Raw genomic sequence first — 15252 nt, 5'->3', positions numbered from 1 at the left:
CGAGGCAGAGGGGCGGGCGAGGCAGAGGGGCGGGCGAGGCAGAGGGGCGGGCGAGGCAGGGACACCGGCCAAGGCAAAGGCGCCGGACGAGGCCGTGGCGCCGGCACAAGCAATGGCACTGACGGGGCCGTGGCATCGGCAAGGCGGTGGCACTGGCGAGGCCGTGGCATCGGCAAGGCGGTGCACTGACGGTGGCACTGGCGAGGCCTGGCATGAGCAAGCCAAAGGAATCGGCAAAGCAATCGAATCCGTAAAGCCGAAGTCAAGCACCGACCTCGCTATAGCGCGATGGCGAAGCCGAGCCGGACAGCACCTGATGCCACGCCGTTCAAGCGGTAATGTCCGGAATCCGACCGCCTAACGCAACCACGCACGATTGCGATTGGGGCTTGACTTTGGGTGCGAGGTGCTACCGTGCTCGGATCGGCCGGGCTCCTTATGCCCGGCTTTTATAGGCCGATCTGCGCCTCGCAAGGGCCCCGAAGTCAAGCCCCAATCGCAATCGTCGCGAAGCGGCGATGAAATGACCCGGCTCGTCAATGCCCGCGCAACCACGCTGGAACCGGCACCCAACCGCCAAACCGGACCCCACGAGCCGGTAAACCCCAGAATCCCCAGTCAAGCCGCCAACAAATTCACAGCATGATCGTCGGTGTGACCACTGTTCGCCCAGGCTCCCCACGAGAGTTCACCAGGTGCACCAGAATCTGGGTGGTCCCAGCCGGCACGTCGGACAGCACGAACCGCCCACCATCATCAGCCCGAGTGCACGACGACTGATGGTCGGCGACCCGGACCTCGACCGTGTGCTCCCCAGCTGGAACCAGCCACCCGTCGATCCGGTGCCGCGATCCGGTGGACGTGAAGTTCACCATCAGCGTCAGGTTGTCCACGGTGAACGTGATGGTGCCGGTCTGTCCGCCGCGCACGCCGGCGAAGGAGCCGGCTCGTTCCCAGCGGGCTACCTCCACGTCGAGGGATTCCAGGGCGATCGCGAACTTCACCCTGTCCACCAGGTCGGCGGGCGGTGGGTCCAGTTCGTCGACGAGCCTGTTCAGTTCGGAGAGGACTGCGGTGTCCTCAAGGCCCCTGCGGTCGTCGCGCGGGTCGATCTCGTTCACCGCGATCCTCCTTCCGTCTCCAGGTAGTTGCGCAGCAGTGTCAGGCACCGTCCCCTGGTCGGACCGATGCTTCCGTGGGGCATGGCGAGCGCCTCGGCCACGGCCCGGTACTCGGCGCGACCCGCGAGCACGGTGAGCCGGAGCAGTTCCTGGCACCTCGTGGTCAGGCGGCCGAACGCGAGCCACAGGCGGCGGTCGCGGTCGTCCATCAGCGTCACGTCCTCGGGCAGGCCGGTGTCCGACTCGAGCTGTTCGGCGTATTCGTCGGACAGGTGCGTCTCACGCTTGTTGGGTGTCCAGGTTCGGCGTGCTTCACGCCTCGTCGTGACCACCAGGTAGCCGACCAGGGCTTTGGGCTCGTTGATGTTCTCGATGTTCTTCAAGAACGCGAGCCACACGGTCTGCACCACGTCTTCCGCGGCGGCCCTGTCCAGGCCCTGGCCGCGGGCCACGTGCCACAGCAGCGGGGTCAGCTCGGTCACCAGGACGTCCAGTGCGTCGCGGTTGCCCTCGCGCGCGGCTGCCACACACACCGCGTGCCGTTCGGTGCCCTCAAGTCCGTCCCACGGCGGACGGTCATCCGCCGTGTGCAGCTCGTCCACGCAGCACCTCCGATCGGCCGCCCTGTCAGCGCCGTCCGCCAACTCATGAAGGGCTAACTGAGCGGTAGATACAAAATTCACTCGAATGGAGCAGTATCGCCGCGCAGCCGACCTCATCTTCCCCTGGGCACGCCGACGGCCCGTGATTCCCCCTCCGCATCACGGGCCGCCATGGTGGGAGCCGCGCCAGCCGGCACCCCTCGAACCGGCTGACGCGTGCTCCACGCCTGAACAAAGCGCTCAATGGGAAAGAGCGGAACTCAGGCGAGCAGATACAGCCTTCTGACGCACGAACCCGCGAACTGGCTCCGGATTCACGAAAGCACATACCGATGACCGTTATGGTCTAGACCATGCCGATTCTCGAAGTGATCGCACTGGACGTCAGGGACGCCGAGGCCGCGCAGGAAGGCGGTGCGCACCGGCTCGAGCTGGTCGCGGACATGGCCTCCGACGGCCTCACCCCCTCGATCGCCACGTTAAAGGAGGTGCGCCAGGCCACCGACCTCCCGATTCGCGTGATGCTCAGGGACGCCAGGGGCTTCGCGCCCGGCAACCTCAAGCAGCTCCGTCGTCAGGCGTGGGAGTTGCGGGAAGCGGGCGCCACCGAGTTCGTCCTCGGCTTTCTCGACGCCGAGGGGGAGATCGACGAGGGCGTCACGCTGAACCTCGTCGCCGAGCTGGAGGGCTGCGCCTGGACGTTCCACCGCGCGCTCGACAACTCCAATGACGTCTTTCGTTCGTGGGCCACCGTCCAAGCCCTCGGCTGCGACACGGTCCTCGCCGCCGGAAGCCCCAAGGGTGTCGAGGACGGCATCGAGAACCTGAAGAAACTCGTCACCCAGGCGCCGCCCGCGTTGCTCGTCGGTGGCGGTCTCCAGCAACGCCACGTCGGAGAGCTGCTCGCAGCGGGCGTCACGGGCTTCCACGTCGGCAGCGCGGTCCGGCCAGGCGGCTGGGACGAACCGGTCGCCGCCGCATCAGTTCGGGAATGGGTCAATCGTCTGGTCTAGACCCTTGACCCAGACCGTTCTACAGTCACGTTGCTTCCTGTGAAATGGCTGTTGCAACATATGCAATGCGGAGGGCGCGATGAGGCTGAAGACACTCGTGGCCGTGCTGGGCGTGGGCGCGGTGGTCGCCTGCGCACCGGTGCAGTCCGGGCCGACCACGACGGGGACCGACGAGAAGACCGGGCAGTTGCGGGTGTGGCTGTTCGACGAGGTCAACCGCGGTCCGAAGGAAGCCGTGGTGAAGGAGGCGATCTCCGAGTTCCAGGGCAAGCACAGCGGTGTCACCGTGGACGTCCAGTACATCCAGGTGTCCAGCAGGGCCGAGCGCTTCAAGGCCGCCTTCAGCGACCCCAAGAGCGCGCCGGACGTCGCCGAGTTCGGCAACACCGACCTCGCGGGCTACGTGTCCGCCGGCGGCTTCTCCGAACTCGACCTCGGATCTTGGAGCGAGTCCAAGGACCTGGTGCCGACGATCCTCGACACCGCCAAGGTCGACGGGAAGACCTACGGCGTGCCGTGGTTCGTCGGCGTCCGCGCTCTCTACTACCGCACCGACGTCTTCAGCGAGCTCGGGCTGAAGCCGCCGGCGACGTTGGACGAGATCGCGCCGCTGGCCCGGCAGATCAGGCAGCGCAAGCCCGAACTGATCGGCATCTCCGCCGGCGGCAAGTACCTGTTCGCCGCGCTGCCGTTCATCTGGGCCAACGGCGGCGACATCGCCAAGCAGGACGGCGGCAAGTACACCGCCACCATCGACAGCGCCGAGGCCAAGGCCGGTGTCGCCAAGTACACCGAGCTGATCAAGGACGACATCTGCCCGCCCGCCACCTGCGCGGGCAACGGCGGTGACGCGAGCGTCGAGGCGTTCCGCGCGGGCAAGGCCGCGATGACCATCGGCGGCGACTTCAACCGCAAGTCCGTCGACGCGTCCAGTGCCGCGGGCAAGTACGGCGTGGTGCCGTTGCCCGGCAAGACCCCGGGCTCGGTCGCGCCCGCGTTCGCCGGCGGCAACCTGCTCGGCGTCATGAAGGGCACGCAGCGCAAGACGCTCGCGAACGAGTTCGTGCAGCTGCTCGCGTCGAAGAAGTACCAGCAGAAGATGTACACGGCGATGGGCAACCTGCCGACGTTCGGCGACGTGCAGAAGCAGGTCAGCGACTCCGACAAGTTCCTGGAGCCGTTCACCAAGACCCTGCAGTCCGGCACGAAGTTCGTCCCCGTCACCCCGGCGTGGGCGAAGATCGAGGCGCAGACCGTGCTGCCGACCATGATCCAGGAGGTCGTCACCGGCGCGAAGAACGTCGACACGGCCACCGCCGACGCCGCCAAGACGATGAACGCGGCCTTCGCGTCGTGAGCATGACGGCCAAAGGCCAGGGGCGGACCGCGTTCGCCTACCTGACCCCGGCGCTGCTGGTCCTGGGCGGGCTGCTGGCCTACCCGATCTACCAGCTGGTGCTCATCTCGCTCTACGACTACGGCCAGGAGCAGGTGAGCGGTGGTGCGCCGCTCACCTTCCTGGGCCTCGGGAACTACCAGAAGCTGTTGGGAGAACAGCAGTTCTGGACGGTGCTCGGGCAGACCGTCGCCTTCGCGGCGGTCTGCGTGGTCGGCACGCTGATCGTGGGCGCCTTCCTCGCGATCCTGGCCACGCGGGTCAGGACGTGGGTGCGGATGACGTTGTTCCTGGCGGCGCTCGGCGCGTGGTCCACGCCCGCGGTCGCCGGGTCGACGATCTGGCTCTTCCTGTTCGACGCGAACTTCGGGTTCGTCAACGAGGTGCTCGGCATCCAGGGCTTCTCCTGGACCTTCGACAAGTGGACAGCGTTCGGACTCGTTGCGGCACAGGTGATCTGGTGCTCGTTCCCGTTCGTCATGGTGACGCTCTACGCGGGCATCAAGGCGATTCCGGGTGAGGTGCTGGAGGCCGCGGCACTGGACGGCGCGTCGGCGTTCCGCACGGCGTGGAGCGTCACCCTGCCGTTGCTGCGGCCGATCATCCTCGTGGTCACGATCCAGTCGATCATCTGGGACTTCAAGGTGTTCACGCAGATCTACGTGATGACCAACGGCGGCGGCATCGCCGGACGCAACCTCGTGCTCAACGTCTACGCCTACCAGCAGGCGTTCGCGGCGTCGGAGTACGGCCTGGGTGCGGCGATCGGGGTCGTGATGACCGTGCTGCTGCTGGTGATCACGCTGTTCTACCTGCGCGCGCTGCGGCGGTCGGGGGAGGTCCTGTGAGGCGCTGGATCACCGAGGCGGTCGTCCTCGTCATCGCCGCGGTCGTGGCGTTCCCGCTGTTCTGGATGGTGCTGTCCGCGTTCAAGCCGGAGGACGAGATCATCTCGGCCGACCCGGTGCCGTGGACGACCCGGCCCACGCTGGACAGCTTCACGCGGGCGCTGACCGTCGCGAACTTCGGGCGCTACTTCATGAACAGCGTGATCGTCGCGTTGATCGTGGTGGCGCTGAGCATCCTGATCTCGTTCCTCGCGGCGACCGCGCTGACCCGCTTCCGGTTCCGCAGCCGCACGACGCTGCTGATCATGCTGCTGGTCGTGCAGATGGTGCCGGTCGAGGCGTTGACGGTGCCGCTGTTCTTCCTGATGCGGTCGGTCGGCGACAACGTTCCCGCGTTCGGCCTGAACCACCTCGGATCGCTCGTGCTGGTGCACCTGGCGTTCAGCCTGCCGTTCGCGATCTGGATGCTGCGCGGGTTCGTCGCCGCGGTGCCGGTGGAGCTGGAGGAGGCGGCGACCCTGGACGGCGCGTCCCGGTTCCGCTTCCTCTGGCAGGTGCTGTTCCCGCTGGTGGCGCCGGGCCTGGTCGCCACGTCCGTGCTGTCGTTCATCCACGCCTGGAACGACTTCCTGTTCGCCAAGACGTTCATCATCTCGGCCGTGGAGAACCAGACCCTGCCGCTGGCTCTCCAGGTGTTCGTCAAACCCGACCAGAACGATTGGGGCGCGATCATGGCGGGCTCCACCCTGATGACGATCCCGGTGCTGATCTTCTTCCTGTTCGTGCAGCGCCGTCTGGTGTCCGGGCTCGCGGGGGCGGTGAAGGGATGAACCTGCTGCCCCGCCCTGTGTCCTATGTAGACGGTGGAAAGCTGTGCGAGTACCGGGGCTGGGAGACGGTTCTCGTCGACGGTCCTCCCGGCGGCTACCGCCTGCTGTCGTCCGACGAGGGCGTGCTGATCGAGGCGAACGACGCGGCCGGCGAGATGAACGCCCTGCAGACCCTGCGGCAGCTGCTCGGCGTCCAGGCGTTCCGGGTGGCGGGCGAGAAGCCGTCGGTCATCCCGGCGTGCGAGATCGTCGACCACCCGCGGTTCCCGTGGCGCGGCGTGATGCTCGACGTGGCAAGGCATTTCCTGCCCAAGCGGGAGGTGCTGCGGTACGTCGAGCTGCTGTCCGCGCACAAGCTCAACGTCCTGCACCTGCACCTGACCGACGACCAGGGCTGGCGCTTCGAGTGCCGGCGCTACCCGAAGCTCACCGAGATCGGGTCGTGGCGGGAGGACTCGCGGTTCGGCGACCGGCGCTCCGGTGGTATGGCGGGCCGTCCGCACGGCGGTTTCTACACGCGGGAGGACCTGCGGGAGATCGTCGAATACGCACGCCAGCGGCACGTCGTGGTGATCCCGGAGATCGACATCCCCGGCCACTCGCAGGCGGCCATCGCGGCGTATCCGGAGCTGGGCGTGCACGGCGGTGGCGTGTGGACGGACTGGGGCGTCAACGAACGCGTGCTGAACACCGCCGAGTCCACTGTGGACTTCTACCGGAACGTGTTCGACGAACTGATGGACGTGTTCCCCGGTGAGGTCATCGGGCTCGGCGGCGACGAGGCGCCCGGCCACGACGGCGAACTGGTCCGGGCGATCGCGAAGCACGTCGTGCGCAACGGGCGGCGGCCGTACGGGTGGGACGAGATCCTCGAGTCCGGTCCGCTGCCGGCGGGCACCATCGTCGCGTCGTGGCGCGGTGTCGAGGGCGGCATCACGGCGATGCGCGAGGGCCACGACGTGGTGATGTGCCCCGAGCAGCACGTCTACCTGGACTACCGGCAGTCCGATTCGCCGGACGAACCGATTCCGGTCGGAACCGTGACCACGCTGGAGGACGTCTACGCGTGGGATCCGGTGCCTGCCGGGCTCACGGGCGAGGAGCCAGGACGGTTGCTGGGGGCGCAGGCGAACATCTGGACCGAGCACCTCGACTCGGCCAGGCGGGTGGACTACGCGGCGTTCCCGAGGCTGGCCGCGTTCGCCGGGGTCATGTGGTCCCCGGCGGAGAAGGATCCGGATTTCGTGCAACGGCTGGCGGAACACCATCTGCCCCGGCTCGACGCCTTGGGGGTGGAGTACCGGCCCCTCACAGGTCCCCACCCCTGGCAGCGACTACCTGGCATTCCTGGTTTTCCACGATGATCACGCCCGGCTTACACGGCGGCGTCTTCCTCGGGCATGAGGATCCAGGCGGCGACGTAGAGGATCGCTCCGGTGCCGAACCCGAGCAGCGTCGCCGCCACCAGGATGATCCGCAGGATCGCGGCGTCCACCCCGATCATCTTGGCCACGCCGCCGCAGACACCGGCGATCATCTTGTCGCTCCGGCTGCGGCGGAGCTTCTTCACCTGGCTGGTCGCTTCGTTGAGCACGTTGTTCGTCATGGCTCAAGGTTCGTCGAAACGAACGGCCCGCACATCGGTGACCACCCGGAACCCGACCCTGATTCCGGGTGCTGACCCCAGGGTTCTCAGTCGAGGCAGAACTCGTTGCCCTCGACGTCCTGCATGTTCTGGCACGACTCGTTCTCCTCGTCGGCGAGCAGCAGCGTCCCGCGCACCGCCCCGAGCGCTTCCAGCCGCACGCACTCGGCCTCGAGCGCGGCGAGGCGCTCCTCGCCCTTCAGCCCCGTGCCGACCCGCACGTCGAGGTGCACCCGGTTCTTCACGATCTTGCCCTCGGGCACGCGCTGGAAGTACAGCCGCGGGCCCACCCCGTTCGGGTCGCTCGCCGCGTACCACGAGTCGTCGTCGTGATCCGCCGGTCCGACGTACCCCAGCACCTCGCACCAGAACTTGCCGACCCGCACGGGTTCCGCGCAGTCGAAGGTGATCTGGACCTGTTTCACCGACCCCATGCGCTCAGCCTAAAGGGCTTAACCTGGGTGGCATGGAGTCCCCTGAGGAACTGGCGTCAGGGCTCGACCGCGCGGGGTACCTGCCGGACGGCGGCATCGCCACGGCGGCGTTCCTCGCGGTCGCGATGGGACGCCCGCTGTTCCTGGAGGGCGAACCCGGCACCGGCAAGACCTCGCTCGCGCTGGCGCTGGCCAAGGCGATGGACGTTCCGCTGATCCGGCTGCAGTGCCACGAGGGCATCGACGCCACCCAGGCCCTGTACGACTGGGACTACCCGCGTCAGCTCATGCACCTGCGCGTTCTCGAAACCCGCGGCGAGGTCGACGAGGCCTCCCTCTACACGCGACGGTTCCTGCTGGCCCGCCCGCTGCTGCAGGCGCTGGAGAACGCGCCGTGCGTGCTGCTCGTCGACGAGATCGACAGGGCGGACGACGAGTTCGAGGCGTTCCTGCTCGAAGTGCTCTCCGAGAACGCGGTCAGCATCCCCGAGTTCGGCGAGATCAGGGCCTCGACGCCCCCACTGACCGTGCTGACCTCGAACCGGACTCGCGAGGTGCACGACGCGTTGAAGCGCCGCTGCCTCTACCACTGGCTGGAGCACCCGAGCATCGAGCGCGAGGTCGCCATCCTGCGCCGCACGCTGCCCGGCCTCGACGAACGGCTCGCGCGCCAGGTCGCGGAGGCCGTGCAGCGGATGCGCGGCCTCGACCTGCTGAAACCTCCCGGCGTCGCGGAGTCGCTGGACTGGGCGCGGGCGTTGCAGGCGCTGGGCCGCACCGAGCCGGACGTGACGACCCTCGGTGCCGTGCTGAAGTATCGGGAAGACGCGGAGCGCGTCATCGGGAGCACAATCGTGGGGTGACGGAAGCCTGCGTGGGGTTCACCCGCGTCCTGCGGGGCGCCGGGCTCCAGTGCGGGCCCGACCGCGTCCAGGCGTACCTGCGGGCCACCGCCCACGTCGATCTCTACTGGGCCGGACGCCTCACGCTCTGCGCCGACCCGGACGACCTGCCGCGCTACGACGCCGCCTACCGCGCGTACTTCGGCGGCGCCCCGCCCCGGCCGCGCACCGCGGTCGAGCTCAACTCGGTCACCGTCGGCGTCGCGGCCTCCGACGTGGAAGTGCTGCGCCACAAGGACATCTCCGAGTTCACCGCGGCACCGCTGATCGCCAGGCTGAAGCCGCTCCCGCCGCGCAGACGGTCCAGGCGGCTCAAGAAGGCCCGCCGCGGCCGGGTCGACCTCGCCCGCACCGTCCGCGCGATGATCGAGATCGGCGGCGAGATCGCGTTGCCGAGGCACCGCAGGAGAGGCGTGAAGGCACGCAGGCTGGTGTTGCTGATCGACGTCTCCGGCTCGATGGCCGCCTACTCCGACGCGTTGCTGCGGTTCGCGCACGTCGTCGCCCACGCGATGCCCGTCGAGGTCCGCACGATCGGCACCAGGCTCACCCGCGTGACCCGTCAGCTGAAGGAACGCGACCCCGAACGCGCGGTGAAGGCCGCAGGACGGGCCATCCCGGACTACGAGGGCGGCACGCGGCTCGGCGAGGCACTGCGGCGGTTCAACCAGCAGTGGCGGCAACGAGGTGCGGTGGTCGTGCTGTTCAGCGACGGCTGGGAACGCGGCGACCCTGCCCTGCTGGCGACCGAGATGGCGAGGCTGAGACGGGTGAGTCACAAGGTCATCTGGGCCAACCCGCACGCGGGCAAACCCGGCTACCGACCTGTCCAGAGCGGCGTGGTGGCAGCGTTGCCGCACGTCGACAGGATGGTCGCGGGTCACAGCGTGCACGCCCTGGAAGAACTGCTGGAGGAAGTGCGCAATGCGTGATGTCCTGTTCGACCTCGCCGAGCGGGTGGCGAACGGCGAGACGGTCGGTGTCGGCACGGTCGTCGCGACCTTCAGCTCGGCGCCGCGGCCGCCGGGTGCCGCGATGCTCGTGACCCAGGACGGCGAGGCGGTCGGCAGCGTGTCCGGCGGCTGCGTCGAGGGCGCCGTCTACGACCTCGCGCAGTCCACCGGGGAACCGGTGCTGCAGCGGTACGGGGTGAGCGACGACGACGCGTTCGCGGTCGGCCTGACCTGTGGCGGGATCATCGACATCTACGTCGAGAAGATCAGCGCCGAGACGTTTCCGCAGCTCGGTGAGGTGGTGGAAACGGTCAGGGCCGAGCAGCCGGTGGCCATCGCGACCGTCATCGAGCACCCGGACGGCATCGGCAGGCGCATGGTGATCTGGCCGGACCGGCGCGCGGGAAGCCTGGGTTCGGCACGGGCCGACGACGCGGTCACCGACGACGCGCGCGGCATGCTCGCGAGCGGTCGCAGCGGCGTGCTCAGGTACGGCCCGGACGGCCAGCGGCGTGGCGAGGGCATGAGCGTGTTCGTGAACTCGTTCGAGCCGCCCGCGCGCATGCTCGTGTTCGGCGCGATCGACTTCGCGGCGTCGATGGCGCGGCTCGGCTCGTTCCTCGGCTACCGCGTCACCGTCTGCGACGCGCGGCCGGTGTTCGCGACGCGCAGCCGTTTCCCGGAGGCCGACGAGGTCGTCGTGGAGTGGCCGCACCGGTATCTCGAACGTGAAGCGTCCAAATTGGACGAACGCACGGTGATCGCGGTGCTGACCCATGATCCGAAGTTCGACGTGCCGTTGCTGGAGGTCGCACTGCGGCTCAAGGTCGGTTACGTCGGTGCGATGGGATCGAGGCGCACGCACGAAGATCGCTTGCAGCGCTTGAGGGAGGCGGGTCTGACCGAGAGCGAGCTCGCGACGCTGGCCTCGCCGATCGGTCTGGATCTTGGTGCCAGGACGCCGGAGGAGACGGCGGTGTCGATCGCCGCCGAGATCATTTCCTTGCGGTGGAACGGATCCGGCCGTCGCTTGGTCGATCTTGGTGAACCGATCCACCACTGATCGGGTTGTTGAACGCCGAACAGGGGAGGAGGCTGGGGTGGCCCTCGTCACATGAGTCCCCACCCCAGGGAGGGTTCATGCACATCTCGGTCAACGTCGACGGAGTGACCTACGCCGACGAGGTCGAACCCCGGCTCCTGCTCGTCCACTACCTGCGGGAGCGGCTGGGCAAGACCGGCACCGTCGTCGGCTGCGACACCGGCAACTGCGGGGCCTGCACGGTGCACCTCGACGGTCACAGCGTGAAGTCGTGCCAGATGTTCGCGGTCCAGGCGAACGGGCACGAGGTCACCACGATCGAAGGTCTCGCCCGCGACGGCAAGCTGCACCCGGTGCAGCAGGCGTTCCGCAGCAACCACGCGCTGCAGTGCGGCTTCTGCACGCCCGGCATGATCATGCAGGCCATCGACCTGCTGGCCGACGAACCGGATCCCGACGACGAGACCGTGCGCAAAGGCCTGGAGGGCAACCTCTGCCGCTGCACGGGCTACCAGAACATCGTCCGCGCGGTGCAGGACGCCGCGCACCGGATGCGTCCCGGCGCAGGTCCGAAGATGGAACAGCACAGCGACGACCACGTCACCGCCACACAACCGGTAGGTGGCGAATGACCGCCACCGCAGAACCGGAAGTCGGCAAAGCCCGGCTCCGCAAGGAAGACGCCCGCCTCATCACCGGCCAGACCAAGTGGACCGACAACATCCAGCTGACCGGCATGCTCCACATGGCAGTGCTGCGCAGTCCCGTCGCGCACGCCCGCATCCGGCACATCGACTGCAGCCGCGCCACCGCGATGCCCGGCGTCGCGCTCGTCCTCACCGGTGAGGACTTCGCCGCCGAACAGGGCTCGCTGCCCTGCGCGTGGCCCATCACCGAGGACATGAAGTCGCCGCCCGCGCCCGCGCTGGCCGTCGACCAGGTCAACTTCGCCGGTGAGGCCGTCGCGCTGGTGATCGCGGACAACGCCTACCGCGCCGCCGACGCGCTGGCCGCGATCGACGTCGACTACGACGAGCTGCCGGTCGTGCTCGACATGGAAGAAGCGCTCAAGGACCAGGACCTGGTGCATCCCGACCTCGGCACGAACAAGTGCGCCACTTGGGTCTTCGACTCCGCCGAGGCGGGAAGCGGCACCGACGTCGAGGAGGCGATCGCGTCCGCCGAGGTCGTGATCGAGCGGACGTTCCGGCAGCAGCGGCTGATCCCGTCCTTCATGGAACCGCGTTCGGTCGTCGTGGACCCGAGCGCCGACATGTTCACCATGTGGTCCGCCACGCAGATCCCGCACATCCTGCGCTGGATGCTCTCGGCCGTCACGGGCATCGCCGAGCACAAGATCCGCGTCATCGCGCCGGACGTCGGCGGCGGGTTCGGCGGCAAGCTCCAGGTCACGCCGGAAGAGGTGCTCTGCCTGCTGGCCGCGCGGCGGATGGGCCGTCCGGTGAAGTGGACCGAGTCGCGCACCGAGTCGATGCTGTCCGCGCACCACGGCCGCGACCAGATCCAGAAGATCACGCTGTCCGCCCGCCGCGACGGCACCGTGACCGGCCTGAAGGTCGAGCTGCTCGCCGACATGGGCGCGTACCTGCGGCTCGTCACGCCGGGCATTCCGATCCTGGGCGCGTTCATGTTCAACGCGATCTACAAGTTCCCGGCCTACCGGTTCGAGTGCACGAACGTGTTCACGAACAAGACGCCGACGGACGCGTATCGCGGCGCCGGTCGCCCGGAGGCCACGTTCGCGATCGAGCGGATGATGGACGAGCTCGCGGTCGAGCTCGGCATGGACCCGATGAAGATCCGCGAGATGAACTGGATCAAGCACGACGAGTTCCCGTTCACCACGGTCGCGGGCATGACCTACGACTCGGGCAACTACGAGGCCGCGACGGCTCGCGCGATGGAGCTGTTCGGCTACGACGACCTGCGCGAGGAGCAGAAACGGCGCCGGGAGTCCGGTGACCCGGTGCAGCTCGGCATCGGAATCTCCACCTACACCGAGATGTGTGGCCTCGCGCCGTCGCGGGTGCTGGGCGCTTTGCGGTACGCCGCGGGCGGGTGGGAGACCGCGTCGATCCGCATGCTGCCCACCGGCAAGGTCGAGGTGATCACCGGGACCTCGCCGCACGGGCAGGGCCACGAGACGGTGTGGTCGCAGATCGTCGCCGACCGGCTCGGCGTGCCGTTCGAGGACGTCGAGGTGCTGCACGGCGACACGGCCTCGTCGCACAAGGGCATGGACTCCTACGGCTCGCGTTCGCTGACGGTCGGTGGCACCGCTCTGGTGCACGCGGCGGACAAGGTGCTCGCCAAGGCGCGCAAGCTGGCCGCGCACATGATGGAGTGCGACGAGGCGGACGTGGAGTTCGCTGCCGGCTCGTTCTCCGTCCGCGGCACGTCGACCGCGCGCACGCTGGGCGACGTCGTGCTGGCCGCGCACGTGGCACACGACCTGCCGGAGGGCATGGAACCCGGCATGGACGCCGACGCCACGTTCGACCCCGACAACTTCTCGTTCCCGCACGGAACCCATTTGTGCGCAACGGAAGTCGACACGGAGACCGGCATGGTGAAGATCCGGTCGTACGTGGCGGTCGACGACGTCGGCACGGTCGTGAACCCGTTGATCGTCGACGGCCAGGTGCACGGCGGGCTGGCCCAGGGCATCGCGCAGGCGTTGTACGAGGAAGCCATCCACGACGAGATGGGCACGCTGACGACGGCCACGTTCGCGGACTACCTGGTGCCCTCGGCAGCCGATCTGCCCGCGTTCATGACGGCTCGCACGGCGACCCCGGCGACGTCCAACCCGTTGGGAGTCAAGGGAGTCGGCGAGGCGGGCACGATCGCCTCGACACCCGCGGTGGTGAACAGCGTCCTGGACGCCGTGCGGCACCTGGGTGTGCGGGACATCGAGATGCCGCTGTCGCCGGAACGCGTCTGGACCGCGCTGCAAGGCGGGTCGGCGGACGCGTCCACCCCGGCCGCCGGTGGCCTCGGTTCCATCGATGCGCAGGGAGGACAGTCATGATCCCGGCGGAGTTCAGGTACCTGTGTCCGTCCACTGTGGACGAGGCGGTGCGGATGCTCGCCGAGGAGGGCGAGGACGCCAAGGTCATCGCGGGCGGGCAGTCGCTCGTGCCGGTGCTGCGCATGCGGCTGGCGGCGCCCACGGCGTTGATCGACATCGGCGGGCTGACCGAGCTGACGGGCGTGCGCGACGACGGCGACTCGTTGCTTATCGGTGCCATGACCACGCACTACGAGGTGCAGCGAGACCACCTGATCCACGACCACGCGTTGCTGTTGAAGCTGGTCACGGACACGGTGGCCGATCCGCAGGTCCGCCACCGCGGCACGTTCGGCGGCTCGCTGTGCCACGCGGACCCGGCAGGCGACCTGCTGGCCCCCGCGCTGGCCCTGGACGCCGTGATGATCATCGCCGGTCCCGGTGGCCGGCGCGAGGTGCCCGCGTCGGAGTTCTTCGTCGGCTACTTCGAGACGGCGCTGGCACCCGACGAGATCCTGATCGACGTCCGGGTGCCGAAGTACACGGGCTGGGGCGCGCACTACGAGAAGCTCAACCGGGTCGCGCAGGCCTGGTCGATCGTCGCGGTCGCGGCGGCCGTGCAGGTCCGCGACGGCACCATCGCCGCCGCTCGGGTCGGCCTGACCAACGTCGGCGCTGGTCCGGTGCGCGCGGTCGACGTGGAATCCGCGCTGGTCGGTCAGCCCGCCACCGCCGAGGCGATCTCGGAGGCGGCTCTGCGGGCGTCCACGGGTGACGGCTACAAGGACAACCTGGCTCGGGTGCTGACCGGCCGTGCGCTGACGGCGGCGGTAGCGGGATGAAGCTCACGCACTCGTTCACCTCGCCCGCCCCGGCCGAGGAGGTCTGGGAGGCGTTGATCGACCCGGAGCGCGTGGCCCCCTGCCTGCCAGGGGCCACGCTGACCTCGGTCGACGGGAAGACGTTCAGCGGGGAGGTGAAGGTCAAGCTCGGCCCGGTGCAGCTGCTGTACCGGGGCAGCGGCGAGTTCGTGGAGATCGACCCGGTGCTGCGTCGCGCCGTGCTGAAAGCCGCTGGCAAGGACACCCGCGGCAACGGTACGGCCTCGGCCGTGGTGACGTTCCAGGTCGGCGAGTCCGTCGAGATCGAGACCGACCTGGCGATCACGGGCCGTCCCGCCCAGCTCGGCCGTGGCCTGATCTCCGAGGTCAGCGGCAAGCTCGTGGACCAGTTCGCGGAATGCCTGGCGAGCACGCTGGGATCCGGGGATGCTGACGAGGTGGCGCAACAGCAGCATCTCCGAGTGGTCCCCGACGAGCCGATCGACCTGATCGACACGGCAGGCGTACCGGTCCTGAAGCGCGTGCTGCCCGTCGCGGCCGCCGTGCTGGCGGTCGTGCTGTTCGTGGTCCTGCGACGCAGGCGGCAGCGCTGA

General features: G+C 68.6%; 16 protein-coding genes. 12 read left to right on the top strand and 4 right to left on the bottom strand.

Annotated elements, in window-relative coordinates:
• Window positions 1-635 precede the first annotated feature (635 nt).
• The gene (locus IEZ09_RS21805) at window positions 636-1112 is read right to left on the bottom strand and encodes a carboxypeptidase regulatory-like domain-containing protein (RefSeq protein WP_370467743.1); all 477 of its coding nucleotides are present in this window, start codon (window positions 1110-1112) and stop codon (window positions 636-638) included.
• Between the two features lie 5 nt (window positions 1113-1117).
• Entirely contained in the window at window positions 1118-1723 is a 606-nt protein-coding gene (locus tag IEZ09_RS21800) for an RNA polymerase sigma factor (RefSeq protein WP_109631551.1), read from the bottom strand.
• Window positions 1724-2076: 353 nt separating this feature from the next.
• Between IEZ09_RS21800 and IEZ09_RS21795 the strand changes: the two genes are divergently transcribed.
• The 5 genes from IEZ09_RS21795 (at window position 2077) to IEZ09_RS21775 (ending at window position 7174) form a co-directional block, all read left to right on the top strand.
• Window positions 2077-2736 carry a copper homeostasis protein CutC gene (locus IEZ09_RS21795; protein ID WP_189255574.1) on the top strand — a complete coding sequence of 220 codons (660 nt, stop codon included), beginning with the start codon at window positions 2077-2079 and terminating at the stop codon, window positions 2734-2736.
• 79 nt (window positions 2737-2815) lie between these two features.
• On the top strand, window positions 2816-4093 hold the full coding sequence (locus IEZ09_RS21790; RefSeq protein ID WP_189255573.1) for an extracellular solute-binding protein: 1278 nt from the start codon (window positions 2816-2818) through the stop codon (window positions 4091-4093).
• Window positions 4094-4095: 2 nt separating this feature from the next.
• Window positions 4096-4980 carry a carbohydrate ABC transporter permease gene (locus IEZ09_RS21785; protein ID WP_189255572.1) on the top strand — a complete coding sequence of 295 codons (885 nt, stop codon included), beginning with the start codon at window positions 4096-4098 and terminating at the stop codon, window positions 4978-4980.
• Complete coding sequence (locus IEZ09_RS21780; protein WP_189255571.1) at window positions 4977-5810, top strand: carbohydrate ABC transporter permease; 834 nt, start codon at window positions 4977-4979, stop codon at window positions 5808-5810. Before IEZ09_RS21785 ends, IEZ09_RS21780 begins: the two co-directional genes overlap by 4 nt.
• Window positions 5807-7174 (top strand): beta-N-acetylhexosaminidase, encoded by a 1368-nt coding sequence (locus IEZ09_RS21775; protein ID WP_189255570.1) that lies wholly within the window; start codon window positions 5807-5809, stop codon window positions 7172-7174. Before IEZ09_RS21780 ends, IEZ09_RS21775 begins: the two co-directional genes overlap by 4 nt.
• Before the next feature lie 11 nt (window positions 7175-7185).
• Here the strand turns inward: IEZ09_RS21775 and IEZ09_RS21770 are convergent, their stop codons facing one another.
• Both IEZ09_RS21770 and IEZ09_RS21765 read right to left on the bottom strand, forming a co-directional pair.
• The gene (locus tag IEZ09_RS21770; protein WP_189255569.1) at window positions 7186-7416 is read right to left on the bottom strand and encodes a PspC domain-containing protein; all 231 of its coding nucleotides are present in this window, start codon (window positions 7414-7416) and stop codon (window positions 7186-7188) included.
• Window positions 7417-7502: 86 nt separating this feature from the next.
• Window positions 7503-7889 (bottom strand): VOC family protein, encoded by a 387-nt coding sequence (locus IEZ09_RS21765; RefSeq protein WP_189255568.1) that lies wholly within the window; start codon window positions 7887-7889, stop codon window positions 7503-7505.
• A gap of 32 nt (window positions 7890-7921) precedes the next feature.
• Here IEZ09_RS21765 and IEZ09_RS21760 point away from each other — a divergent pair, with 32 nt between their 5' ends.
• The 7 genes from IEZ09_RS21760 to IEZ09_RS21730 all read left to right on the top strand — a co-directional run bounded on the left by IEZ09_RS21760 (window position 7922) and on the right by IEZ09_RS21730 (window position 15252).
• Window positions 7922-8752: an AAA family ATPase gene (locus IEZ09_RS21760; protein WP_189255567.1), complete on the top strand. Its 831-nt coding sequence runs from the start codon at window positions 7922-7924 to the stop codon at window positions 8750-8752.
• Entirely contained in the window at window positions 8749-9723 is a 975-nt protein-coding gene (locus tag IEZ09_RS21755; protein ID WP_189255566.1) for a vWA domain-containing protein, read from the top strand. The genes IEZ09_RS21760 and IEZ09_RS21755 overlap by 4 nt, the downstream gene beginning before the upstream one ends.
• Window positions 9716-10807 (top strand): XdhC family protein, encoded by a 1092-nt coding sequence (locus tag IEZ09_RS21750; RefSeq protein WP_189255565.1) that lies wholly within the window; start codon window positions 9716-9718, stop codon window positions 10805-10807. Before IEZ09_RS21755 ends, IEZ09_RS21750 begins: the two co-directional genes overlap by 8 nt.
• Before the next feature lie 77 nt (window positions 10808-10884).
• Window positions 10885-11418, top strand: coding sequence for a (2Fe-2S)-binding protein (locus tag IEZ09_RS21745; RefSeq protein ID WP_189255564.1), 534 nt, complete (start codon window positions 10885-10887; stop codon window positions 11416-11418).
• Entirely contained in the window at window positions 11415-13838 is a 2424-nt protein-coding gene (locus IEZ09_RS21740) for a xanthine dehydrogenase family protein molybdopterin-binding subunit (protein ID WP_189255563.1), read from the top strand. Before IEZ09_RS21745 ends, IEZ09_RS21740 begins: the two co-directional genes overlap by 4 nt.
• Window positions 13835-14659, top strand: coding sequence for an FAD binding domain-containing protein (locus IEZ09_RS21735; protein WP_189255562.1), 825 nt, complete (start codon window positions 13835-13837; stop codon window positions 14657-14659). The genes IEZ09_RS21740 and IEZ09_RS21735 overlap by 4 nt, the downstream gene beginning before the upstream one ends.
• Entirely contained in the window at window positions 14656-15252 is a 597-nt protein-coding gene (locus IEZ09_RS21730; protein WP_189255561.1) for an SRPBCC family protein, read from the top strand. The genes IEZ09_RS21735 and IEZ09_RS21730 overlap by 4 nt, the downstream gene beginning before the upstream one ends.

The sequence above is a fragment of the Lentzea flava genome, assembly GCF_014648475.1.
GTDB lineage: Bacteria > Actinomycetota > Actinomycetes > Mycobacteriales > Pseudonocardiaceae > Lentzea > Lentzea flava.
Note: the sequence above shows the minus strand (reverse complement) of the source record. Positions and strands in the feature narration are given on the sequence as shown.